This window comes from Nakamurella multipartita DSM 44233 (assembly GCF_000024365.1).
Taxonomy (GTDB): domain Bacteria; phylum Actinomycetota; class Actinomycetes; order Mycobacteriales; family Nakamurellaceae; genus Nakamurella; species Nakamurella multipartita.
Genome location: NC_013235.1, coordinates 3693263 through 3716706, shown reverse-complemented (window position 1 = coordinate 3716706; position 23444 = coordinate 3693263). Strand labels below are relative to the sequence as shown.

At 73.8% G+C, this 23444-nt stretch carries 21 protein-coding genes; 14 read left to right on the top strand and 7 right to left on the bottom strand.

What is annotated here, in order from left to right:
* Positions 1-224 precede the first annotated feature (224 nt).
* The 3 genes from NAMU_RS16690 to NAMU_RS16680 are packed head-to-tail and all read left to right on the top strand — an operon-like array spanning position 225 to position 3957.
* Entirely contained in the window at positions 225-1424 is a 1200-nt protein-coding gene (locus NAMU_RS16690) for a glycosyltransferase (RefSeq protein ID WP_015748570.1), read from the top strand.
* Positions 1421-2476 carry a hypothetical protein gene (locus NAMU_RS16685; protein ID WP_015748569.1) on the top strand — a complete coding sequence of 352 codons (1056 nt, stop codon included), beginning with the start codon at positions 1421-1423 and terminating at the stop codon, positions 2474-2476. The genes NAMU_RS16690 and NAMU_RS16685 overlap by 4 nt, the downstream gene beginning before the upstream one ends.
* The gene (locus NAMU_RS16680) at positions 2473-3957 is read left to right on the top strand and encodes a glycoside hydrolase family 130 protein (protein WP_015748568.1); all 1485 of its coding nucleotides are present in this window, start codon (positions 2473-2475) and stop codon (positions 3955-3957) included. The genes NAMU_RS16685 and NAMU_RS16680 overlap by 4 nt, the downstream gene beginning before the upstream one ends.
* Positions 3958-3993: 36 nt before the next feature.
* On the opposite strand, the gene NAMU_RS16675 is transcribed toward NAMU_RS16680, so the two are convergent.
* Positions 3994-5001, bottom strand: a complete 1008-nt coding sequence (locus NAMU_RS16675) for a glycosyltransferase family 4 protein (protein WP_041369067.1) — start codon at positions 4999-5001, stop codon at positions 3994-3996.
* A gap of 294 nt (positions 5002-5295) precedes the next feature.
* On the opposite strand from NAMU_RS16675, the gene NAMU_RS16670 reads away from it, so the two are divergent.
* Positions 5296-6159 carry an alpha/beta fold hydrolase gene (locus tag NAMU_RS16670; protein WP_015748566.1) on the top strand — a complete coding sequence of 288 codons (864 nt, stop codon included), beginning with the start codon at positions 5296-5298 and terminating at the stop codon, positions 6157-6159.
* Positions 6160-6240: 81 nt separating this feature from the next.
* Positions 6241-6810: a GNAT family N-acetyltransferase gene (locus tag NAMU_RS16665; protein ID WP_041369065.1), complete on the top strand. Its 570-nt coding sequence runs from the start codon at positions 6241-6243 to the stop codon at positions 6808-6810.
* Here NAMU_RS16665 and NAMU_RS16660 read toward each other — a convergent pair.
* From NAMU_RS16660 to NAMU_RS16650, 3 genes are read right to left on the bottom strand one after another with little or no spacing between them, the layout of a single operon-like run.
* Positions 6762-7865 carry a glycosyltransferase family protein gene (locus NAMU_RS16660; protein WP_138180277.1) on the bottom strand — a complete coding sequence of 368 codons (1104 nt, stop codon included), beginning with the start codon at positions 7863-7865 and terminating at the stop codon, positions 6762-6764. The two genes, NAMU_RS16665 and NAMU_RS16660, sit on opposite strands and share 49 nt — an antisense overlap.
* Positions 7866-7908: 43 nt before the next feature.
* On the bottom strand, positions 7909-9117 hold the full coding sequence (locus NAMU_RS16655) for an aminotransferase-like domain-containing protein (RefSeq protein ID WP_015748563.1): 1209 nt from the start codon (positions 9115-9117) through the stop codon (positions 7909-7911).
* Positions 9107-9790 (bottom strand): GntR family transcriptional regulator, encoded by a 684-nt coding sequence (locus NAMU_RS16650; protein WP_015748562.1) that lies wholly within the window; start codon positions 9788-9790, stop codon positions 9107-9109. Before NAMU_RS16650 ends, NAMU_RS16655 begins: the two co-directional genes overlap by 11 nt.
* Before the next feature lie 51 nt (positions 9791-9841).
* Here NAMU_RS16650 and NAMU_RS16645 point away from each other — a divergent pair, with 51 nt between their 5' ends.
* From NAMU_RS16645 to NAMU_RS16620, 6 genes are all read left to right on the top strand, one after another.
* A complete protein-coding gene (locus NAMU_RS16645) occupies positions 9842-11047 on the top strand; it encodes an MFS transporter (RefSeq protein WP_083785866.1) in 1206 nt (401 codons plus the stop codon).
* Between the two features lie 58 nt (positions 11048-11105).
* Positions 11106-12194, top strand: a complete 1089-nt coding sequence (locus tag NAMU_RS16640; RefSeq protein ID WP_015748560.1) for a glycosyltransferase — start codon at positions 11106-11108, stop codon at positions 12192-12194.
* 127 nt (positions 12195-12321) lie between these two features.
* Positions 12322-13464, top strand: a complete 1143-nt coding sequence (locus tag NAMU_RS16635; RefSeq protein ID WP_015748559.1) for a glycosyltransferase — start codon at positions 12322-12324, stop codon at positions 13462-13464.
* Positions 13461-14480, top strand: coding sequence for a glycosyltransferase (locus NAMU_RS16630; RefSeq protein ID WP_015748558.1), 1020 nt, complete (start codon positions 13461-13463; stop codon positions 14478-14480). Before NAMU_RS16635 ends, NAMU_RS16630 begins: the two co-directional genes overlap by 4 nt.
* Positions 14477-15343 carry a glycosyltransferase family 2 protein gene (locus NAMU_RS16625; RefSeq protein WP_015748557.1) on the top strand — a complete coding sequence of 289 codons (867 nt, stop codon included), beginning with the start codon at positions 14477-14479 and terminating at the stop codon, positions 15341-15343. Before NAMU_RS16630 ends, NAMU_RS16625 begins: the two co-directional genes overlap by 4 nt.
* The gene (locus NAMU_RS16620; RefSeq protein WP_015748556.1) at positions 15340-16617 is read left to right on the top strand and encodes a glycosyltransferase family 2 protein; all 1278 of its coding nucleotides are present in this window, start codon (positions 15340-15342) and stop codon (positions 16615-16617) included. The genes NAMU_RS16625 and NAMU_RS16620 overlap by 4 nt, the downstream gene beginning before the upstream one ends.
* Positions 16618-16632: 15 nt before the next feature.
* On the opposite strand, the gene NAMU_RS16615 is transcribed toward NAMU_RS16620, so the two are convergent.
* Complete coding sequence (locus tag NAMU_RS16615; RefSeq protein ID WP_217180444.1) at positions 16633-17526, bottom strand: FkbM family methyltransferase; 894 nt, start codon at positions 17524-17526, stop codon at positions 16633-16635.
* Between the two features lie 317 nt (positions 17527-17843).
* Here NAMU_RS16615 and NAMU_RS16610 point away from each other — a divergent pair, with 317 nt between their 5' ends.
* A complete protein-coding gene (locus NAMU_RS16610; RefSeq protein ID WP_015748554.1) occupies positions 17844-19115 on the top strand; it encodes an HNH endonuclease in 1272 nt (423 codons plus the stop codon).
* Between the two features lie 37 nt (positions 19116-19152).
* Here NAMU_RS16610 and NAMU_RS16605 read toward each other — a convergent pair whose 3' ends face one another.
* Both NAMU_RS16605 and NAMU_RS16600 read right to left on the bottom strand, forming a co-directional pair.
* The gene (locus NAMU_RS16605) at positions 19153-20304 is read right to left on the bottom strand and encodes a winged helix DNA-binding domain-containing protein (RefSeq protein ID WP_052307974.1); all 1152 of its coding nucleotides are present in this window, start codon (positions 20302-20304) and stop codon (positions 19153-19155) included.
* A 2-nt stretch (positions 20305-20306) separates the two neighbouring features.
* On the bottom strand, positions 20307-21284 hold the full coding sequence (locus NAMU_RS16600) for a peptidylprolyl isomerase (RefSeq protein ID WP_083786045.1): 978 nt from the start codon (positions 21282-21284) through the stop codon (positions 20307-20309).
* A gap of 170 nt (positions 21285-21454) precedes the next feature.
* Here NAMU_RS16600 and NAMU_RS16595 point away from each other — a divergent pair, with 170 nt between their 5' ends.
* Both NAMU_RS16595 and hisS read left to right on the top strand, forming a co-directional pair.
* Positions 21455-22156, top strand: coding sequence for an MBL fold metallo-hydrolase (locus NAMU_RS16595; protein WP_015748551.1), 702 nt, complete (start codon positions 21455-21457; stop codon positions 22154-22156).
* Positions 22157-22159: 3 nt separating this feature from the next.
* Positions 22160-23434 carry a histidine--tRNA ligase gene (gene hisS, locus NAMU_RS16590; RefSeq protein WP_015748550.1) on the top strand — a complete coding sequence of 425 codons (1275 nt, stop codon included), beginning with the start codon at positions 22160-22162 and terminating at the stop codon, positions 23432-23434.
* Positions 23435-23444 lie beyond the last annotated feature (10 nt).

Sequence of the window (23444 nt, the reverse complement as noted above, 5' to 3'; positions counted from 1 at the left end):
GCCGAGCGCCTGTAGACTGGTGATCGAAGCGCCAGTCCGTGGCGTGTGTTCGCCTGGATCGAGACCCTTTCGACGTGGGCGGCGGCCGGAACTGCGGCCCGCGGCAGTCCGATCGCCGTGTCCCCGATTGCCTGGCTTCCACGCTGCCGGCGGTCCTGATCATCGCGTGAAGACCGCTGGCCGTCACCTCTGACCCGGCGGTCGTACGGGAAGGCGTTCTATTCATGCCCATGCGCTTCGGTTTCATCAGCACCTATCCGCCGACCCAGTGCGGTCTGGCTACCTTCACCGCTTCGTTGTCCGGCGCCCTGACGGCCGGCGGCACGGCCGAGTCCCGGATCGCCCGGCTGCTGGAGAGCGCGCCGGCCGCGCACCGCGGTCGCGAGGCCGTCGGCGACGGTGTCGGCGGTGTCGGCGGTGTCGACATTGTCGCCGGTGACCCGCGGACCGCAGCCCGCTCGATCGACCGTCTGAACCGGTGCGACGTGGTCATCGTCCAGCACGAGTTCGGCATCTACGGCGGACCGGACGGCGACGAGGTCCTCGCCCTGCTGGCCGGCCTGACCGTGCCCACCATCGTCGTGCTGCACACCGTGCTGACCGAGCCGACCGCCCACCAGCGGATCGTGCTGGACGGTGTGCTGGCCGCCGCCGGCGCCGTCGTCACCATGTCCGAGACCGCGCACCGCCGGCTGCTGACCGGCTACCGGGTCGACCCGGCCAAGGTCGGCGTGATCGCCCACGGCGCGCCCGAGTCGACCTTCCCGGTGCCCGTGCCGGCCGCGACCCCGACGATCGGCACCGCAGGTACCGACACCGAGACCGACACGCCGACCGTGCTGACCTGGGGCCTGCTCGGCCCCGGCAAGGGCATCGAGTGGGGCATCGAGGCAATGGCCCACCTCAAGGACCTGCGCCCGTCGATCCACTACGTGGTCGCCGGGCAGACCCACCCGAAGGTGCTGCTGCACCAGGGCGAGCAGTACCGCGAGGGCCTGCAGCGGCGGATCGAACGCCGGTCGCTGACCGGGTCGGTGCACCTGGAGGGCCGGTACCTGGACACGCCCACCCTGGCGTCCCTGGTCGCCGCCGCCGACGTGGTGCTGCTGCCCTACGACTCGACCGAACAGGTCACCTCCGGGGTGCTCATCGAAGCGGTCGCCGCCGGCAAACCCGTGGTGGCGACCCGCTTCCCGCACGCCGTCGAGCTGCTCTCGGGGGGCGCCGGCATCGTGGTCCCGCACCGCGACCCGGTCTCCATCGCCGAGGGTCTGCGCCGGGTGATCACCAGCCCGGAGCTGGCCGCGAGCATGTCCCGGGCGGCCGCGGCCGCGGCGCCCGACCTGCGGTGGTCCGCGGTGGCCAAGCAGTACCGCTTCCTGGCCGAACGGCTGATCGCCCAGGCCGGCGTGGTGGCCGCGTGAGGCCGGTGGACGCCGGCCCGACGGCCCCGGTGGTTCCGGCCGACCGGATCCGGCCGGTCTTCGACCACCTGGAAGCACTGACCGACGAGCGTGGCCTGTTCGAGCACGCGCGGCTGGCCACGCCGCGGGTCGAGCACGGCTACTGCGTCGACGACGTGGCCCGGGCCCTGGTCGTCACCAGCCAGGAACCGCATCCCGGACCGGTGGTGCAGCGCCTGCACGAGGGCTACCTCGCGTTCGTGCTGTCCGCGCTGAGTCCCGACGGGGCCTGCCACAACCGGATGGACCCGCAGGGGCGGTGGGCCGACGACGCCGGACTGGGTGACTGGTGGGGCCGGGCCCTGTGGAGCCTGGGCGTGGCGGCCGCGTCGTCGCCCACCGCGGGCCGGCGAGCCCGCGCCTTGGCCGGGTTCCGGATCGCCGCCCAGCGGCGGTCCCCGGATCACCGCGCGTCGGCGTTCGCCGCGCTCGGCGCGGCCGAGCTGCTGCGGGTCCGGCCGGCCGAGCCGGCCGCCCGGGCCCTGCTCGAGCACCTCGCGCACACCCTCGGCCGGCAGCCGGCGGCACCCGGATGGGTGTGGCCCGAACCGCGGCTGACCTACGCGAACGCCACCCTGGCCGAGGCCCTGCTGGTCGCCGGGGCCGTGCTGCCCGACGACGACGTGCTGGCCCGCGGCCTGGAGCTGCTGACGTTCCTGATGCGCACCGAGGTGCAGGACGGCCGGCTGTCGGTGACCCCGGTGGCCGGTCGCGGTCCGGGCGAGGTCGGCGGCGGGTTCGACCAGCAGCCGATCGAGATCGCCGCCATCGCGCAGGCCTGCGCGACGGCCCACCGGGTGACCGGAGATCCGGCGTGGCTCACCGGGGTCGAACTGGCCCAACGCTGGTTCCTGGGCGACAACGATGCCGCGACGGTCATGTACGACCCGGCCACCGGGGCCGGGTACGACGGCCTGGAACCGGCCGGTCGCAACGAGAACCAGGGCGCGGAATCGACTCTGGCCCTGCTGGCGACCGCGCAGCTGGCGCGGCAGGCCGCCGAGCTCCGGTGAAACAGGTTCTCGCGCATCGGCTGTCCGTCCGGCTCGAGCCGGATCCGGCGCGGGTGGTGGCCCGCCTGTTCCTGCCCGGCGAGCAGACCCAGCACGAACGCTCGCGGGTCGGGGGCATCGCCGACCGGGTGCTGGCCCTTCCCGAGGCGGACGTGCAGGTGCTGGCCGAGCAGGTGCTGCGGGACTTCTCCGCGCGGCACCGTGACCTGCCGGCCATCCTGGACGGGCACGCCGTGATCATCGCCTCCCGGATCGGGGACACCCCGGTCTCGGCGGCGCGCATGCTGGTGCTGGGGGCCAGCGTCACCGCCGAGTACGCCACCGAGTCCGCCGCGCTGTGCAACCCGAGCGCCGTGCCGCACCCCGATCAGTCCGGCCTGTTGGACGGGCAGCTGCGGGTGGCGGTGAGCCTGCGGGCCATCGGGGAGGGACACATCTCCGCGATCGCCTTCGGCACCGCCGTCATCGGGCCCGGTGCGCAGTGGGAGTTCCAGGACCGGGAACGACCGCTGGTCACCGGCCGCAGCTCGCCGGCCCAGTGGCGCAACAGCCAGTTGGCCGCGGTGCTGGCCGACCACGGCGTCGTGGACACCCTGGGCGCGACCCTGCTGCACGAGCTGCCCGACCTGTTCGACGTCGTCGATCTGGAGCGGGTGCTGGCCCATGCCCCCGGCGACCTGCTGGCCCGCCTAGGTGGACCGGCCACCATCGACCTGGTCCGCCGGGTGGTGTCCTCGGCCTACCGGGTCGAGTTCGACGCCGACACTGCGCTGGCCCAACGGATCCTGCAGCCCAATGCGGCCGAGGAGAGCAACGGACTGGAGGACGCGCGGTTCACCCGCTTCGTCGACCCGGACGGGGTGGTGGAGTACCGGGCGACCTACACCGCCTACGACGGCCACCAGATCGCCCCGCGGCTGCTGATCAGCTCGGATCTGCGCGAGTTCAACGCCTACCGGCTGGCTGGGTCGGCCGCCCGGAACAAGGGCATGGCCCTGTTCCCGCGGCTGGTCGGCGGGCGGCACCTGGCGTTGTGCCGCACCGACGGCGAGAACATCAGCCTGGCCTACTCCACGGACGGATTCCGCTGGTCCGAGCCGACCCTGCTGTACGGGCCGAGCCGGGCCTGGGAAGTGGTGCAGGTGGGCAACTGCGGCCCGCCGGTCGAGACCGAGCGCGGCTGGCTGGTGCTCACCCACGGGGTGGGTCCGATGCGCACCTACGCGATCGGCGCCATCCTGCTCGACCTGGACGACCCGTCCCGGGTGATCGGCTCGCTGCGCCACCCCCTGCTGGAGCCGATTGACGGCGAGCGGGACGGGTACGTGCCCAACGTGGTCTACTCCTGCGGCCCGGTCCGGCACGACGGCCGGCTGTGGGTACCGTTCGGCATCGACGACGCGCGGATCGGCGTCGCCTGGCTCGATCTGGACGAGCTGCTCGACGAACTCCTTGACGGTGGGGTCATCTCCGCGCTCTGACGGCGAGAACCATTCTTTGGCATCAGATCCGGACCGTCAGCGGCGGGCGAGGATCTGCTCGTACACCCGCAGGTAGTCCTGCACCATCCGGGCCACGCCGAACCGTTCCCGGGCCCGGGCCCCGACCCGGTCCCGGTCCAGCCGGGTCGCCGCGGTCACCGCGGCGACCGCGGAGGGCACGTCGTGCGCGAGATAGCCGGTGACGCCCTCGTCGACCACCTCGGCCATGGACCCGCGGCGGTAGGCGACCACCGGGGTGCCGCAGGCCATGGCCTCCACCACGGACAGGCCGAACGGCTCGTCGAACCCGATCGGGTGCAGCAGCACGGCCGCCCCGCCGAGCACCTGCGCCCGTTGCTCGGGACCGATCGAGCCCAGGTAGCGCACCTGGTCGCCGTCGAGGTGCGGCTGTACTTGCTCGGCGAAATACGCCTCGTCCTGGACGATCCCGCAGATGATCAGCCGCCGGCCGGCGGCCCGGGCGATCGCGATGGCCTGCGCGGTGCCCTTGTCCGGGTGGATCCGGCCGAACGCGACCAGCTCCGGCCCGGCCGTGGACCGCAGCGGCAGCGCGTCCAGGTCGATGCCGTGATGCACGGTGGCGATGTAGTCCAGCTCCGGCGCGCGATCGGCCGCCGAGATCGCCACGAACGCCGAGCTGGACCGGCGGTAGGCCGGCAGGATGGCCGCCCCGGAGAAGCCGTGGATGGTGGTGACCATCGGGGCCCGGCAGTGCCGGTCGAAGGCTAGCGGCAGCCAGTCCAGCTGGTTGTGCACCAGGTCGAACTCGCCGGAGCGCCCCAGCGCGTGGGCGACGTGCAAGGCCTCCCAGATCCGGCCGTCCATGTCCGGATCCTGGGCGTACCCGTGCGGGCACACCCCGTCCAGCTCGGCCGTGGTCACCGAGTCCAGGGTGGCGAACAGCGTGACCGGGACCCCGGCGGCGACCAGTCCCTCGGTCAGCAGACTGCTCACCAGCTCCCAGGGCCCGTAGTGCAGGGGCGGGGTACGCCAGGCCACCGGGGCCAGCATCGCGACTCTCATCAGGGACCCGACGCTACGCCCTGCCGGCGGTTCCCGGCGTTCACCAGGTCAAACGGCCCGTGAGCGGAGTCATCTCACACCCGGATCGGCATCGCGCGGGTGGTCGCAGGCGTTAGCGTGAACCGTAGCGAGGTCACTGCCGTCCTCATCGAATGCCGCGATTCGACCGAGGACCTGACTGCGTCCGCCGGTGAATGCTGCGCATCGTTCGTGTTTCACCGCCAGGTGGGCTCCCGCCCGCACCGCCCCGGTCACCGGTGGCCGGCGGTCTGCGGAACCAACCGGAAGGCCCACATGAGCATCACCGCGATCCCCAGCACCCCCGTCGACCCCACCGATCCGGTGGCGCCCGGCGAGCTGCAGGTGCACCGCAGCGGCGCCGGAGAGCCGCTGGTGCTGCTGCACGGCCTGGGCGAGTCCTCGGTCGGCTGGCGTCCGGTGATGGCCGCCCTGGCCGCCGAGTACGACGTAATCGCGATCGACCTGCCCGGTTTCGGCGGATCGCCGGCGCTGCCGTGGACCGTGCTGCCGACGGCGGCAAACCTGGCCGACGCGGTGACCGCCACGCTGGATCAGCTGGGCATCGACGAGTACCACGTGGCCGGCTACTCCCTGGGCGCCCGGGTGGCGATCCAGCTGGCCGAGTCCAGCCGCGTGCGCTCCGTCGTCGCGATCGCTCCCGACGGCCTGGGCACCCCGCTGGAGCGGGTCCTGGGGTTCGTCGCGCTGGTCGCCGGCCGCGGGGCGGCGATGACGCTGGCCCCCGCTGCCGGGTTGCTGAGCATGACCCCGGCCGGCCGCTCGGTGTTCTTCGCCGGCAGCCGCAGCCTGCCCTGGCAGCTGGCGCCGGCCGACGCCCGCGAGCTGCTGACCGGCTACGCCGGCGCGCCCGCCTACGAGAGCACCAACTGGGCCTCCATGTTCGACTGGCCGACCCGGCTGGACAGCATCACCGCCCCCACCCTGCTGCTCCAGGGCACCGCCGATCCGCTGATGACACAGCAGATCTCGCGCTACCAGCTGCTCATCCCCGGGGCCCGGCTGGTCTGGCTGGCCGGCCTGAACCACGTGCCGATCTCGGACGCGCCGGACACGGTCGCCCGGCTGATCCTGACCCACCTGCGCGAGGTCGCCCCGCGCGCGTTGGTCGCCGCCTGAGCACCGCCGGGCCGGCCTGGTCCATTCTGTAGGAGGGGCCGGCGTTGCCGCCGGCCGCTCCGAGGAAGGGACGGTCCGCGCGTGGTCGACCGGATGACCGACCGGGACGGCGCACCGCTGACCCTGCGGGACGGCCGCCAGGTGCAGATCCGGCCGGTCCGGGCCGGTGACAGCGCCGCCCTGGCGGCGGCCTTCGGGCACCTGTCGGCCCGGTCCAAGCAACTGCGGTTCGGCTCGGCCCCGCAGACCCTCAGCGCCGCGGCCCTGCGCCATCTGATCGATTCGGTGGACGGGGTCGACCACGTCGCCTTCGCCGCCTTCGACACCGTCGACGGGGCCGAGCAGCTGGTCGGTGTCGGCCGCATCCTGCGGTACCCGGACGACCCGGACATCCTGGACGTCGGCATGGTCGTCGCCGACGATTACCAGGGGGCCGGGCTCGGTCAGGTCCTCGGTCAGCTGCTGGCGGAGCATCGACCCCGGCCGGCCCGACGCATCGTCACGGCCGTCGACTCGGAGAACCGGCGGGTGCTCGGCCTGTTCCGGGCCTTCGGCGCGGCGCCGACCTGGACCAGCGCGGGCATGGTGATCGAACTGCCGGACTACGCGACGGATCCCGGGCCGGTCCCGGACCCGCCGGCCGGCCGGTGAGCACGCCCGGCCAGGCCGGTGAGCCAGTCCAGGTAGCGGCGGGCCACCGTCGGGGTCGTCGGCCCCAGTTCGAGGCCGGCCGGCAGCCAGGTGGTGGCCGGCTCCGCCTGCGCACGACGCACCGCGTCCGCCAACGCCCCCGGCGGGTACAGCTGCACCGATCCCGGTAGCCGGCGGCCCAGCTCGGCGGCGTAGCGCCCGGCCCGGACCAGCGGTCGCCGGCCGGCCGTCAGCCACGAGTTGATCGAGCCGGAGGCCGAGATGTTCGTCTGCGGGGCGACCGGGATCACCGGCGCCCGCAACCGGTCGAGCACCTGTTCCTCGGGCACGTACCCGGTACAGCGGAACGAGAGGCCGCGGGCCCGGGCCGCCTCGGCCAACTCGTCGACCAGGTCCGGGTGCCGCGCCGACGGCCGGCCGATGGCCAGCACCGTGACCGGCGGGCCGAATTCGGCGAGCTCCTCGATCACGTCGCGGTGGCCCTTGCCCGGGTACAGGAACCCGAAGATCGCCACCGTCGGCTCGCCGCCGTCACCGCCGCCGGCCGGTGGCGCCGGGTGGGTGGCGAGCGGGTCGATGGGCAGGGGGATCACCGTGACGGCCCGGCCCGGCGCCACCCGCTCGTGCAGCAGCGACCGTTCGTGCTCGCTGCAGACGGCGACGCCGGCGGCGGCGTCGACCAGGCGCCGGTAGGTCGCCGCCCGCCGGGCGCCCAGCTCGGGCGGATCACCGGGGCCGGGCAGGTCGTGCAGGGTGACCGACAGCGCGAGCCCGCGGGCGGCGGCCGCGCCGGCCAGCCCGTCGATCACCCGGTCCGGGTCGGCCGTCGCATCGGCGATCAGCCAGTCACTGACGTGCAGGTGCAGCAGCCGCACCGGCGCCGGCAACCGGCCGACCAGCTCGGCCACCCGGGCCGCGTCGAGTTCGCCGACCACCGGCCCGGCGAATCCGAGATCGGTGGCCGCCGCAGCGATCCGGCGCGCCATGTCGGTGACGCCGTGCTCGGGCGGCCCGAACCAGCCCAGGGCGACGCGGTGGTCGGGGGAGTGGGGCACCAGCAGCCGGTTCCCCGGCGACCGGACCGCCAATCCCGGCCCCTCAGGAGCGGCTGCGCAGAACGCCGGCCAGCCGGCCCAGACCCTCCTCGATCACCGCCGGTGCGTGGGTGGTGAACGACAGGCGCAGGGTGGCGGGATCGGGGTCGGCGGCGAAGAACGCGGCACCCGGGACGAAGGCGACCCCACCGTCCAGGGCGGCCGGCAGATCGGCGGCCGCGTCCCGGCCGCCGGGCAGGGTGACCCAGACGAACATGCCGCCGGCCGGTCGGGTCCAGGTTGCGCCGGCCGGCAGGGCGCTGGGCAGCCGGGCCAGCATCGCGTCGCGGCGTTGCCCGTAGACCCGGCGCAGGCCGGTGACGTGCTCGTCCAGGGCACCGGTATCCAGATAGATCGCCGCGGCGGCCTGATCGATCGTCGAGGAGTGCAGGTCCGCGGCCTGCTTGGCCACCACCAGGGACGGGCGCAGCGACTGCGGCGCGCGCACCCAGCCCAAGCGCAGGCCCGGGGCGCCGATCTTGGAGAACGAACCCAGATGCAGCACGCATTCGCGCGCGTCGGGCAGGCCGGCCATCAGGGGGACCGCCGGCCCGTCGTAACGCAGCTCGCCGTACGGGTCGTCCTCGATCACCCACAGGCCGTGGGCGGCGGCGATGTCGACCACGGCCTGCCGGCGGGCCCGGCTCATCGTCCGGCCGGTCGGGTTGGCGAAGGTCGGCACCAGGTACAGCAGGGTCGGCCGGTGCTCGCGGATCGTCGCCTGCAGCGCGTCGGGATCCAGGCCGTCGTCGTCGCCGGGCACGGGCACGACCCGCGCGTCGGCGAGCCGGAACGCCTGGAGCGCGGCCAGGTAGGTGGGGCTCTCCACGGCCACGACGCCACCCGGATCCAGCAGGGCGGTGGTGATCAGGGTCAGCGCCTGCTGCGAGCCGCTGGTGATCAACACGTCGGACGCGCCGGTCGGTACGCCGCGGCCGGTCAGCCGGTCGGCCACCTGCTGCCGCAGCCGCGGATTGCCCTCGGTGGCCGCGTACTGCAGGTTCCCCGGGCCCGGCGCGGCCGCCAGGGCCTGGCCGAAGGCATCGCGAAACCCGTTGAGGTCGAACAGTTCCGGCGCGGGTAGGCCCCCGGCGAAGGAGATGATCTCGGGGCGGTCGGCCAGCGCGAGCAGGTCGCGCACCGGCGAGCTGCGCACGCCGGCCAACCGGGCGGCGATCCGTCGGGACGCCGGCGCTGCGGGGTCAGCCGGCATCGGCGTCCCTGACCACGGTCAGGCCGCGCAGCCGCAGCGGCTGGACCTGGGCGGTGAGGCGCTCGACCAGCCGCGCATTGGTCGACCGGATGTGGGTGCGGACCAGCTCGGCCGCGCGGTCGGCGTCCCGGGCTCGCAACGCCGCGACGATGGCGTGGTGCTGCGCCCAGGCCGCCTCGCGGGCCTGTGGCGTGCGCACCTCCAGCCAGCGGGTGCGGGCCAGCCGCACCAGGCAGCCGCGCACCGCCTCGACCATGAACGCGTTGCCGGCCAGCGCGACCAGTTCGACGTGGAAGTCGCCGCCGGAGCGCACGCCGTCCTCCTCGGTGCGGACCGGACGGGCGGCCTGCAGCAGCTCGTCCAGGCCGGCCAGATCGGCGTCGGTGGCACGCTCGGCGGCCAGCCGCACCGCCGCGACCTCGATCGTCTCCCGAAACTCGGCGACCGCCTCGATCTCGCCGATGTCGATGGGCGAGACCATCCAGCCCCGCCCCTCGCGCTGGACCAGGCCGTCGGCCTCCAACCGCATCAGCGCGGCGTGGGCCGGGGTGCGGGAGGCGCCGAACCGCGCCTCCAGCCCGCGCTCGGATAGCCGCTCGCCCGGGGTGATCTCCAGGCTCAGGATCGCCTCCCGAACCTGCTCGTACAGCCGGGCGGTCTGCGTGGTGCTCATCGCCCCTCCTTCGTGGCCCAGTGCCATGCCAGTATGGCATACCATCGCGGCATGCCGACTGGAGGAGTGGGTCCCACGCCCGCGACCGCGTCCCCGGCGCGCGCGTGGACCATGCTGGCGCTGGGCACCGCGGCGCAGACCGCGGGCACGGTCTTCGTCTCGACCCCGGCCTTCCTCATCCCGCTGTTGCACGAGCAGCGCTCGCTCTCGCTGGCGCAGGCCGGTCTGGTGGCCTCCGCACCGCTGGTGGGTCTGGTGCTCTCGTTGATCGCCTGGGGAGCGCTGGCCGATCGTCGGGGCGAGCGCCTGGTCATCGCCAGCGGTCTCGCGCTGACCGCGGTGGCCACGGTCGGCGCCATGTTCTCGACCGGTTACGTGGCCCTTGGCCTGTTCTTCGTGCTCGGCGGGGTCGGCGCGGCCAGCACGAACGCGGCCAGCGGGCGCGTCGTGGTGGGCTGGTTCGCCAAGGATCGACGCGGCCTGGCGATGGGGGTCCGGCAGATCGCCCAGCCCCTGGGCACCACCCTGGCCGCGGTCATCGTGCCGACCGCCGCCGAGTCGGGGATCGACGCCGCGCTGGCCGTCCCGTTGATCGCGGTGGCCCCGTTGGCGGTGATCTGCGCGATCGGCATCCGGAACCCGCCGCGGCCGGCGTCGGCCCCGGCCCTGGCCACCGCCAATCCCTACCGCGGCTCGGGGTTCCTGTGGCGGATCCATCTGGTCTCGGTGCTGCTGGTGGTGCCGCAGTACACCCTGGCGTTGTTCGGGCTGCTGTGGTTGATCGCGGGCCAGGGCTGGGATCCGATCGGGGCCGGGCTGGTGATCGGCGCGGCGCAGTTCGTCGGCGCGCTCGGCCGCATCGGAGCCGGCGTGCTCAGCGATCGGATCGGCAGCCGGGTGCGGCCGCTGCGGTGGATCTCGCTGGCCGCCGCCGCGTCGATGCTCGCGCTGGCCGCGGCGGCGGCCACCCAGTGGAGCCTGGCGCCGCTGGTGCTGGTCGTGGCCACCACCATCTCCGTCGCCGACAACGGTCTGGCCTTCACCTCGGTGGCCGAGGTGGCCGGGCCGGTCTGGGCCGGCCGGGCCCTGGGCGTGCAGAACACCGGGCAGTTCGTGGCCGCCGCGGCGGTGGGGCCGGTCGTCGGCGTCCTGATCACGGTCCTGGGCTACCCGCTGGCGTTCGCCGCGTCGGCGGTGGCGCCCGTCCTGGCCACCCCTCTGATCCCGGACGCCCGGGCCGAACGCGACCGGCTCTAGGCGAGGCAGTCGCCCGGCCGGTGGGTACTGGACCCACTATGTGCACCGGACGGAACCGATGATCGATCAATCGCCGCTGCGGGTGGCCTCGATCCCGGCCGGCCATCCCTACGTGCGCAACCTGGCCGCGCCGGAGCCGCCGCACCGGGTGCGGCGGCTGGCCGATCCGATCCCGCCGGTGGCCGACCCGTTGCCCGGCCAGTGGTGGCCGCCGGTCATGCTCGGCCGGGACTGGGTCGACCGGCATCACGACGACTTCGACGTCATGCACGTGCATTTCGGCTTCGAGTCGACCGACCCGACAACCCTGCGGCAGTGGTGCGCCGACCTGGCCCGCCGTCGCCGGCCCCTGGTGGTGACGGTGCACGACCTGGTCAACCCGCACTTCGCCGACCAGCGCGAGCACCGGCGCCTGCTGGACGTGCTGATCCCGCGGGCCGACCGGCTCATCACGCTGACCCCGGGCGCGGCCGCCGAGATCGAGCGGCGCTGGCAACGGCCCGCCGAGGTGATTGGGCACCCGCACATCGCCCCGCTGGACTGGACCCCGCCGGACCGCCCCGATCGGTCGGAACGACCCGACGAGTTCGTGATCGGGGTCAGCGTCCGCGATCTGCGGGCCAACGTCGACCCGCTGCCGGTGCTACAGGCCCTGGACGCCGCCCGGCCGGGCCTGCCGGGCACCACCGTCCGGGTCGACCTGCACCCGGGCATCCGGGAGCGGACCGACGACCGGGCGCGCGCCCTGCTGCGCTGGTTGGACGCCCGGCGGACGGAGCCGGGCTGGCAGATCCGCACCCACCCGCGGTACACCGACGAGCAACTGCTCGACCACCTGCACGAGCTGGACCTGTCGGTGCTGCCCTACGGGTTCGGCACCCACTCCGGGTGGCTGGAGGCCTGCGTCGACGTCGGCACCGCGGTCCTGGTGCCCGACATCGGCTACTACGCGCAGCAGCACGGCCATCCGTCCTTTGCCCGGACCGCCGACGGGGTCGACGCCGGGCCGTTCGCGGCCGTCCTGGCGCGGGTGCGGCGCGATCCGTCGGTGGCCCGGCCGCCCCGGCCGGACCGGCGCGCGCAGCGACGGGACATCGCGGCCGCGCACGAGCGGATTTACCGGGCGGCGCTGGCCCAGCGGCAGTGAGACGCGGCGCACCCCTCGCCGACGATTGGCCCGCGGGCGGGCGGGGTACCGGTGATCAGAGCCGCGGCGCCGCCCCGTCCCGCAGGGGTTTCGAGCCGGCCGCGTGCCCATCCGAGGAGGTGAGTCGTTGCGGCCCAACGCTTCCGCGCGAACCAACGCGCCGACGTCAAGTTTCAAGATCCTGGTCATCGCCTCGCTCCGGTATCCGATCGCGCAGCCGTTCGCCGGCGGGCTCGAGGCGCACACCTGGTCGCTGGCCACGGGGTTGCGGGCCCGCGGGCACTCCGTGCTGGTGGCCGGGGCCACCGGCAGCGACCCGAGTGTGGTCGGCTACGAATTCGGCCGCCTGCCCACCGGCGACGGGTCCGAACGCGCCGACATCACCAATCATCCGGACGTCAGCCGGGCCGAACGGCAGGGCTTCACCGACCTGATCGCGCAGGTCCGGGACGGCCTGCTGGGCTCGTTCGACCTGATCCACAACAACGCCCTGCACCCGTACCCGGTCGAGCAGGCGCACACCCTGGACGTCCCGATGGTCACCACCCTGCACACGCCGGTGCTGCCCTGGGCGCAGCGGGTGCTGGGGGAATCGGCCGTGCCCCAGCACAGCCAGCACTTCGTGGCCGTCAGCCGGGCCACCGCCGACGCCTGGCGCCCGCTGATCCGGCCCCAGGTCGTCCGCAACGGGGTGGACACCGACCTGTGGCGTCCGGGTCCCGGCGGGCCCGGTGCGGTCTGGTCCGGGCGCATCGCCGCGGAGAAGGCCCCGCACCTGGCCATCGACCTGGCCCGGGCGGCCGGGATCGAGCTGACCATCGCCGGCCCGATCGTCGACGAGCCCTACTACGCCGCCGCGGTCGCGCCCCGCTTGGGACCGGGCGTCCGCTACGCCGGCCACCTGGATCAACAGCGCCTGGCCGAGCTGGTCGGGCACAGTGCGCTCGCGCTGGTCACCCCGGTCTGGAACGAGCCGTTCGGGCTGGTCGCGGTCGAGGCGATGGCCTGCGGGACGCCGGTCGTCGCGCTGGCCCGCGGCGGCCTGCCGGAGATCGTGGACCGCCGGTCCGGACGGCTGATCCCGCCCACCGAGGCCACCGGGTTCGCCCCCGACGACCTGGCCGCGGCGGTCCGGGCGATGGCGCAGGCGGCCACCCTGGATCGCGGCGCGGTCCGGCAGCGGGCGCTGGCCCGGGGCAGCGCGGCGGCGATGATCCGCGGCTACGAGCAGGTCTATCAGCGGGCCGTTCGGCGCTGGACCCGGTCGTGATCGGCTACTACGTGCACCATCAGGGGCTCGGTCACTGGCAGCGTGCGCGCTCGATCGCCCGTCATCTGGCCGACCCGCCGACCCTGCTCAGCTCCCTGCCCCCGCCCGCGGACGCACTCGGCGACGAGCTGCCCCGGGTCACGCTGCCGCTGGACAACCTGACCAGCCCGGCCGATCACACCGCCCACGGCACCCTGCACTGGGTGCCGCGGCACGATCAGGGCCTGCGGCGGCGGATGGCGATCCTGGCCGACTGGATCGATGCCGCCGACCCCGATCTGATGGTCGTCGACGTCTCCGTCGAGGTCGCCCTGCTGTGCCGGCTGATGGGCGTGCCCACGGTGGTGATGGCCATGCCGGGGGACCGGTCCGACCGTGCGCACCGGTCGGCCTACGACTCCGCGCACGCCATCCTGGCCCCCTGGGCGGCCGAGTTCTCCGCCGCGCAGTGGACGGATCGCTGGCCGGACAAGACCTTTCATGCCGGTGCCATCTCCCGGTACGCCGGCCGCCGGCCACCCCCCGCCGGTACGCACGACGGACCGCTGCGGGTGCTGGTGCTCTGGGGCAAGGGCGGCGACGGCCGGTCGGCGGCCGCGCTGGCCGCGGCGTCCCGGGCCACCACGCACTACCGGTGGCGGCAGGCCGGGGTGGGCGCCGACGCCGGGGTGCCGGTGTGGGATCTGCTGTGCTGGGCCGATGTCGTGGTCACCCACGCCGGCCAGAACGCCGTCGCCGAGGTCGCCGCCGCCGGCCGCCCGGCCGTCGTCATCGCCGAGGACCGTCCGCACGGCGAGCAGCGGGCCACCGCCCGGACCCTGGACCGGGCCGGGCTGGCCGTCGGCCTGGACTCCTTGCCCGCGCCGGAGCAATGGCCGGAGCTGCTGGTGGCCGCGCTGGCCATCGGCGGTCACGGGTGGGCCCGCTGGGCACCGCCGGACGCCGCCCGCCGGGCCGCGGACTTCCTGCACGCGAGCACCCTCGAGGTGCGCCGCCGGATCGCGCCGGTCGCATGACGACCGCCGTCATCACCATCGCCGCCGGCCGGCACCAGCACCTGTGGGCCCAGCAGCGGGGGCTGGCCCTGGGCGATCGGCGACCGGACGTCTACGTGGCCGTGGCCATGGGCGACCCGCAGGTCGGTCCCCGAACCGTCGACGGGCCGCTGACCGGCACCGGCGCCCTCGTGCTGCCGGTCGAGCTGGCCGCGGGTGGGCCGCTGCCGCTGGCCGCCGCCCGCAACGCCGGCGCCGCCGCGGCGCTGGCCGCGGGCGCCGATGTGCTGATCTTCCTGGACGTGGACTGTGTGCCCGCGCCGGCATTGGTGGCCGCCTACACCGACGCCGTGCACCACGAGTCGGGGCCGGCCTTGCACTGCGGCGTGGTGCAGTACCTGGCCGACGGGGTCGACGCCGCCGGCATTCATCCCGCCGACCTGGCCGGCCGGGCCCACCCGGCCCGGCCGCAGCCCGGGCCGGGTGAGTCGTTGGAATCGGCGGACTGGCCGCTGTTCTGGTCGCTGTCGTTCGCGGTCTCGGCCCGCACCTGGGCGCAGCTGGGCGGGTTCTGCGAGGAGTACGTCGGTTACGGCGGCGAGGACACCGATCTGGGCTACCGGGCGTTCCGCGCCGGCATCACCCTGCGCTGGCTGGGCGGGGCCGACGCCTTCCACCAGTACCACGAGTCGCCGTCCCCGCCGGTCGCGCATCTGGCCGACATCGTCCGCAACGCAACGGTTTTCCACCGCCGCTGGGGATTCTGGCCGATGCTGGGCTGGCTGCAGGCGTTCGCCGACCTGGGTCTGGCCCACTATGACCAGGACCGCGATCGCTGGCAGGTGCTCACGGCGGCGCCCGATGCCGTCCCCGCCGGAACGTGACCCATCCGCCCCCGCCGGTCGGCGTCGTCGTGCCGTACTACGACGACCAACCCCGGCTGACGCTGCTGCTGCGGGCCCTGGCCCAGCAACGCACGACCGTGCCGTTCGAGATCGTCGTGGCCGACGACGGATCGCCGGCGCGGCCGGTCATCCCGCCGGGACTGGGCCGGCCCGTCACCGTGGTCAGCCAGCCGGACCAAGGATTTCGGGCCGCCGCCGCCCGCAACCTGGGCGCGACGCACACGGCCGCCGACCTGCTGCTGTTCCTGGACGGGGACACCCTGCCCACCCCCGGGTACGTGCAGGCCATGGTCGACCGGCTGTGCGCGCTGGACGACGGGTCCGGGGCGCTGGTCGTCGGCCGGCGCCGGCACGCCGATCTCGGGTCGGTCCCGGCCGACGAGGTGCTCCGCTTCCTGTGCGGTGACACCGTTTCGGGCATCACCGTGCTGGACGAGCCGTCCTGGCTGCGGGACGGGTACGCGCGCACCGACGACCTGGGCCGGGCCGGGGAGGAGGACTTCCGGCTGATCATCTCCGCGGTGCTGGGGGTCGACCGGCGGTTGTGGTCGGCGATCGGTGGGTTCGACGCCTCCTTCGTCGGGTATGGCGGCGAGGACTGGGATCTGGGCTGGCGGGCCTGGCTGGCCGGCGCCCGGTGGGCCCATGAGCCGGCCGCCCTGGCCTGGCACGACGGCCCGGATGCGGCCGGCCGGGCCGCGTCGTCGTCCGGGTCCGCCGCGAACACCGGCAAGAACACCGAATCCCTGCGCCTGGCCCGGACGATTCCGCTGCCGTCGGTGCGGGGTCGGGCGCTGGTGCTCGCCCAGCCCGACATCGTCGTGCGGTACCTGGGTCCGACGACCGGCACCGCCGCGGACGCCGCGGTGGTGGCCGGCGTCGTCGACCTGCTGGCCGGGGTCGATGCCGGCGTCTGGTTCCCGCGGTGCTCGGCCGACGGTCCGGACCGACTGCCGCCGCTGCTGGCCCAGGACCCGCGGGTGCGGGCCGGGCAGGTGCCGGCGGATGTGCTGCGGCGGGCCCGGTTTCAGGTGTCGGTGACCCGGCCGCTGACGTTGTCGGCGCCGCTGGACCGGTGCTGCGCGGCCGGAGAATGGGAGGTGCCCGGCCGGGTGAGCATCCGCCGGACGCGGTCGCTGAACCGGGGCGAGCCACCCCCGCCCCGCCGGCCGATCGCGCGGCCGGGCCCCGACCCGCTGGTCCGTCCGATCCCGGATGACGTGTCGCTGGAGCGTTGGTGGGGCGGTTGGTGAGCCGGTCCTATCCCATCAGCCGGCCAGCCGGGTCCGGGCCAGCGCGCGATAGCGCTCCGGCGCGGCCGGGTCCAGTGCGCCGCGGGCGCTCAGCTCCAGCACGCACCGCAGGGCCAGACCGGCGCTGCGGTAACAGATGTCGGCGATCAGGGCGAGCCGGCCGAGCTGGCCGTCGGTGAACCGGTCCAGCGTGACCGGGTCGCGCACGTAGAGCAGGTCGGCCTCGACCAGGTGCCGGGCGTCCTGCTCCAGCGGGTCGGCCCAGACCACCGGCGCCAGCGGCCAGGTGCGGGTGCTGACGAACCGGTGCGGGACGAAACCCTGCGCCCGCAGCTCGAGGTCGACGTCGGCGAAGGTCGGTTGGTCCCGATACAGGCGATGGAAGCCGACCTCGGTCTGGATCGCGACGGCCCGGGCCAGGCTGCGCCGCCCGGCCTGGAAGACCGCCAGCTCGCCGCCCTGGATGTCGATCTTGAGGAAGTCGATCGCCTCGATCTCGGCGATATCGTCCAACCGGCTGGTCTGCACCGGTTCCCGGCCGGTCACCCGGGCCAGCTCGGGGAAATCGATGAGCAGCTCCAGTTGTCGCTCGTCGGGTTCGAGCAGGCTGGCGAAACCCGAGGTGGCGCACAGCTGCAGGCTGTGCGCACGCCCGTCACCGACCGCGTAGGGCAGGTAGCGCTCGTGCGGGCCGGCCCGGCGGATTAGGTCGGCCAGCGCCGGCGGCTGCGGCTCGAACCCGGTGACCCGGCACCCACCCGCGTCCAGCAACGGCCGGTAGGGCGGGTCGCCGTCGATCGGGTTGGCGCCGATGTCGACGACCTCGACCGGGGGCCGGCCGGGCGCCCCGTCGGTGGCCGGCGCGAGCAGCTCCAGCAGGGTGGTCGCGTGGGCAGCGGGATTGGTCACGGGGTGGCAGTACCCGCCCGGGTGCCAGCCATTCGCCTGGGCCACGATCGCCGACGAGGCATCCTGCCCGGCATCAGAGGTCGAGGACCCTCACTGACGCGGCGCTGGCTCATTCGCGTCGAGCTGGGATCCGCCGACCGGTCGGTGGGGCAGTGTGGTGATGTTGCGGTCCTCTCGGTCGCGGCGGGCAGCACCCGGCAGCGGGTGGCCGAGCCCAGCTGGCGGCCGATCACTCACCCAGCTACGCGTTCGAAAACCGTGTCTGACCTGCGGATACAGTCTGGACTAAGGCCTGGTCATCGACTAAAATCGAACGTATGTCGAACCAAGAGCAGATCGCCGCGATGGTATCGGCGCTGGCGGCGATGGAGTCGGTGTCCGATGACGAGCGGATCGTGCTGGTGGGGGAGTTGGAGGGGCTGAAGTCGGTCGCGGCGGCGGCGCAGGCCCGGTTCACTGATGCGTTCGCGGTCTCGCAACGGGCTCGGCTGCTCGAGGCGGGATCGACGTCGGGGGAGGCCGCTCGGTCGATCACCGGGCAGGTGGGGTTGGCGCGGCGGGACAGTTCGCACAAGGGCAGCCGGCATGTGGGGCTGGCGGCGGCGTTGGTGCGGGAGATGCCTCGGGTGCTGGCGGTGTTGGGTCGGGGGCAGACCAGTGAGTGGCGGTGCACGGTGATCGCGCGGGAGACGGCGCATCTGTCGCCGGCGGACCGTGCGCGGATCGACGAGGCGATCGCGCCGGTCCTGCCGGGGTGGGGTGATGCCCGCACGGAGCGGGAGGTGCGGGCGTGGGTGCATCGGTTGGATGCGCAGGGTGCGGCGGCGCGGGCGGCGAAGGCGGCGGTGGATCGGCGGGTCAGTATCCGCCCGGCGCCGGATTGCATGGCGTATGTGACGGCGCTGCTGCCGATGGCGCAGGGGGTGGCGGTGTTCGGGGCGTTGCATCGGGCGGCGCTGGCCGGGGCGGTCGACCCGGGGGAGCGTCGGAGCAAGGGTCAGATCATGGCCGATGAGCTGGTGCGGCGGGTGTTGACTCCGGGTGCGGGTCAACCGGAGGTGCCGGGTATCGAGCTGCACGTGGTGATGACCGACCGCGCCCTGCTCGACGGTGATAATGAGCCGGCGCAGGTCGTCGGGTACGGCCCGGTCCCGGCGCCGGTGGCCCGGGAGCTGGTCCGCGCCGACAGTAAGACCAGGGTGTGGGTGCGGCGGTTGTATACGAACCCGGAGACGGGGGAGTTGGCCGGGACCGACGCCCGGAAGCGGGATTTCCCCGACGTGGTTCGTCAGTTTTTCTTGGTGCGGGATCAGGTGTGTCGTACCCCGTGGTGTGGGGCGCCGATCCGGCATGTCGATCATGCGGTGGCGGTCGCCAAGGGCGGGGTCACGGATCTGCGGAACGGAAACGGGCGCTGCGCCCGGTGCAACCTGACCAAGGATCTACCGGGGTGGGTGAGCGTGCTGCGGGACGGGGCGATCGTCACCAGCACCCCGACCGGACAGCAGTACGCCAGCCGCCCACCCCGACCACCAAGATCGGACTCCTGGGAGTCCGCCGACGATCTACCGGCAACGACCGGGGGCTAGTCCCGGCATGTCCGGATTCAGGGCTGTCGCGAGCCGGCTAGCTGAACTCCAGCACGGTCGTGCCCGCGCCGCGGATCGTGCCGACCAGTTGCGCCTCGTCGGCCAGCGCGGCCCGTTCCCGGGCGGTGAACCGGTGCCAAGCGGTCAGCGTGATGGTCAGCGTCGAGCCGGCCGCCCGGGCCCGCCAGAGGCCGGCCACGCCGCCCGCGGCCAGCACCGCCCCCGGTTGACCGACCACCGGCCACAGCGCCTTCTGCCGCTCCTTGTCCCCGGTGAGCACGGCCCGGTCCCGCGGCTGGAGCACCGGATCGGAGCCCGGCACCAACCGCACCAACCGGCTCGCCGCGTCCAGGTCGACCCCGGCCAGCGCGGCCAGCAGCCCGGCCCGGGTGTACGTCCGGGTGCCACCCACCAGCACGGGCACCAGGTCGTCGGGCAGGGCCGGCTTCAGGCAGCCGGCCGTCGTACCCAGATGCGCCGCAATCTCCCCGGTGGTGGCCACACCGTGCCGCCGGTAGTACTCGGCCACCAGCCCCTCGATACCTTGCGCGGGTCCGGCCGTGATCGCGTCGGCGTCGCTCAGCGGGGCCAGCACGACCGGTTTGGTGGCCGGCACCAGGCCGATGCCGGCCGGCAGTGCGGCCAGCCGGAACAGCAGCTCCCGCACGTGCGTGCTGCGGCAGACGGCGCAGTGGCCGGAGTACTTGCGCGGCAGCAGCTTCGTCACCGCCGCGCTGGCCGCCCCCTTGACCATGGGTTCGGTCACGGCCAGTCGCATCGCCTTGACCGCGGCCCGGTAGGCGTCGGCCGGTTTCGCGCCGGATTCGGCCAATCGCCCGGTGTCGCCGGAGAGTCGGGCGGCCGCATCGGCCTCGTCCACCGGCCACAACGCGTGGACCAGGGCGGGCAGGTCGGCGCGTCGGTGCAGGTGCGGCGCCCCGCGCAACGACCAGACCAGAGCCAACCCGGACGCCTCGGCCGGATCCGGCAGCGGCGGGATCGACGCGGGATCGGGCAGCCGGGCGGCCAGGGCCAATCGGGACGAGCCGTCGCGGTCCTGCAGGCCCAGGCCCCACAACGGCAGCGCCTCGGCCGACGTGGCCGACCGGTCCAGCCCGGAGGACAGCAGCCGGTGCGCGCGGATCTGCTCCGCGCTCAGCACGGCCGCCGTGCCCGGATCCGGGGTCAAGCTCAGCCGGCCCCGCCGGTGCTCGCGGCCGTCTCGGTCGGAGCCGCTTCGGTCGTGGCCGCTCCGGTGTCGACCGAACCGGTGTCGACCGAACCGGTGTCGACCGACCCCGTCGGCACCGCACCGGTGTCGATCGAACCGGCGTCGGGCGAGGGCGAGGCGGTGGCGTAGGTGCCGGTGCCGTCCAGTGACCCCTCGGGCACGTTCACCGAATTGATGGTCGCGGCGGCCACCGGGGCGCCGTCCTGCCGGTTGTTCTGCACACCCTGGCTGGCGATGTCCTGGATGACGCTCATCCCGTCGCCGGTCACCGTGCCCAGGATCGTGTAGGACGGATCGATGGTGGTCGTGCCGTAGACGATGAAGAACTGCGAGCCGGTGGTGCTCGGGCCGGCGTTGGCCAGCGCGACTGTGCCCACCGGGTAGGTCTCCGAACCGGTGGTCTCGCTGGCGAACGAATAACCGGGGCCGCCGTTGCCCTGTCCGGTCGGGTCGCCGCACTGCAGGACGTTGAGCTGGTCGCTCTTGGTCAGCCGGTGGCAGTTGGTGTCGTTGTAGAAGCCCTGGGACGCCAGTGACAGGAACGCGTTGACCCCGCACGGCGCGGTCGCCCGGTTCAGCGTCATCGGCACGTCCTTGCCGTTGAGCACCAGGGTGGCGTCGACCGTGCCGGTGTTCAGCGGGGAGAGGTTGCTCGGCGGCGAGACCTCCTTGGCCGCGGTGCCGGACGCCGGGTACGAGCACGGGGTGCTGGGGGCGGTGGACGAGGTCGGTGCGGTGGTCGACGAGTCGCTGGCCGCGGTGCTCGACGAGCTGCGGGAGGTCCACAACCAGACCCCGCCGGCGACCACGACGACGGCGGCGACCACGCCGATGATGACCAGTCGCTGCCGGCGGGCCCGCTCGGCCGCCTCGCGCCGGGCGAGCTGTCGCTCGAGCTTGCGCTTGGCCGCGTCTCGACGCTGCTGATTGGTGGGCACGCCCTGGTCCTCCCGCATTCGCTCGGGTGGCCGGCAAGAAAGGTGGACCACCCGGACCGGGAGTCTAGGTGAGGGCCGGGCCCGACTCGGGTGGAACCGATGTGAACGCGCTGTGTGCGCGACGAAAAGGGGTGCTCAGGCGGCACCCGCCCGGTCGATAGGGTGACGGCGTGTTGATCGCGGGATTTCCGGCCGGCTCCTTCCAGGCCAACTGCTACGTCTTGGCCACCGAGGCCGGCGCCGATTGCGTGGTGATCGATCCGGGTGAGGGCGCCGTCGCCGGTCTGCGGCAGTTGTTCGCCGAACACCGGCTGACCCCGGTCGCCGCCCTGGTCACCCACGGACACCTGGACCACACCGCCGCCATCGGCGAGTTGACCCGCGAGTACGACATTCCCGGCTACATCCATCCGGGCGACGAGTACATGCTCGACGATCCGCTGGCCGCGCTGTCGCCGGAGCTGCAGAGCGCCCTGGACGGCATTTCCATGGCCGGCCTGCGCCCGCCGACCGTCGTGCCGGCCGTCGACGGGTTGACCCCGGGCCTGGCCGGCCTGCCGCTGACCGTCGACCACGTCCCCGGCCACACCCCCGGGTCGGTGGTCTACCGGCTCGCCCGCGACGGCGAACGACCGGAGATCGTCTTCACCGGGGACACCCTGTTCGCCGGCTCCATCGGGCGGACTGACCTGACCGGCGGCAACCTGGCCCAGGAGCTGACCTCGATCCGCGACCGCATCCTGACCCGTGCCGACGACACGGTGGTGTTGGCCGGGCACGGACCGGCTACCACCGTCGGCGACCAACGCCGCAGCAACCCGTTTCTGACCGAGCACGCGCTGGCCCAGGCCCTGGCCGGGTCGGAGGACTGAGCCATGCCCGATTTTGTCGCCCCCAAGGGCATCCCCGAGTACTACCCGCCCGTCTCCCGCACCTTCGAGGCGATCCGCCGGACGTTGCTGGCCGCGGCCGACCGGGCCGGGTACGGACCCATCGAGCTGCCGGTGTTCGAGGACACCGGGCTGTTCGCCCGCGGTGTCGGCGAGTCCACCGACGTGGTCTCCAAGGAGATGTACACCTTCGCCGACCGCGGTGGCCGCTCGGTCACCCTGCGCCCGGAGGGCACCGCCGGCGTCATGCGGGCGGTGATCGAGCACAGCCTGGATCGCGGTCCGCTGCCGGTCAAACTGGTCTACGCCGGCCCGTTCTTCCGCTACGAGCGGCCGCAGGCCGGGCGGTACCGGCAGTTGCAGCAGGTCGGCGTGGAGGCCATCGGCAGCGACGATCCGGCCCTGGACGCCGAGGTGATCGCCATCGCCGACGAGGGGTTCCGCGACGTCGGGCTGTCCCAGTTCCGGCTGGACCTGACCTCGCTGGGTGATGCGGTCTGCCGGCCCGCCTACCGGGAGCGGCTCATCGCCTTCCTGGACGGCCTGGACCTGGACGAGCCCACCCGCGAGCGGGCCCGGCTCAACCCGTTGCGGGTGCTGGACGACAAACGGCCGGCCATGCAGGAGCAGCTGGCCGGGGCTCCGCTGATGCTCGACCACCTGTGCGACGCCTGCCGCGAGCACTTCGACCGGGTCCGGCAGGTGCTGGACGCGCTGTCGGTGCCCTACGAGCTCAACCCGCGGATGGTTCGCGGCCTGGATTACTACACCCGCACCACCTTCGAGTTCGTGCACCCATTGCTGGGCGCGCAGTCGGGGATGGGCGGCGGTGGGCGCTACGACGGGCTGATGGCCGAGCTGGGCGGACAGTCGTTGTCCGGCATCGGGTTCGGCCTGGGGGTGGACCGCACGCTGCTGGCCGCCCAGGCCGAAGGCCTGACCGTCGGCCACCCGGCCCGCTGCGAGATCTTCGGCGTGCCCATGGGTCCGGACTCCTCCCTGCGGCTGGCCACCCTGGCCGGGGAGCTGCGGCGGGCCGGCTACCGGGTCGACATGGCCTACGGCGGGCGCGCGCTCAAGACCGCGATGAAGATGGCCGACGCGTCCGGGGCGGCGCTGGCCCTGGTGCTCGGTGATCGGGAGATCGTCGACGGCACGGTGGTCGTGCGCGACCTGCGTTCGGGCGAGCAGAACGCTTACCCGATGGGCGATCTGGTGCAGGTGGTGGGCCCGCTGCTGACGGCGGTACCGGTCGTCTGACGGCCGGTCG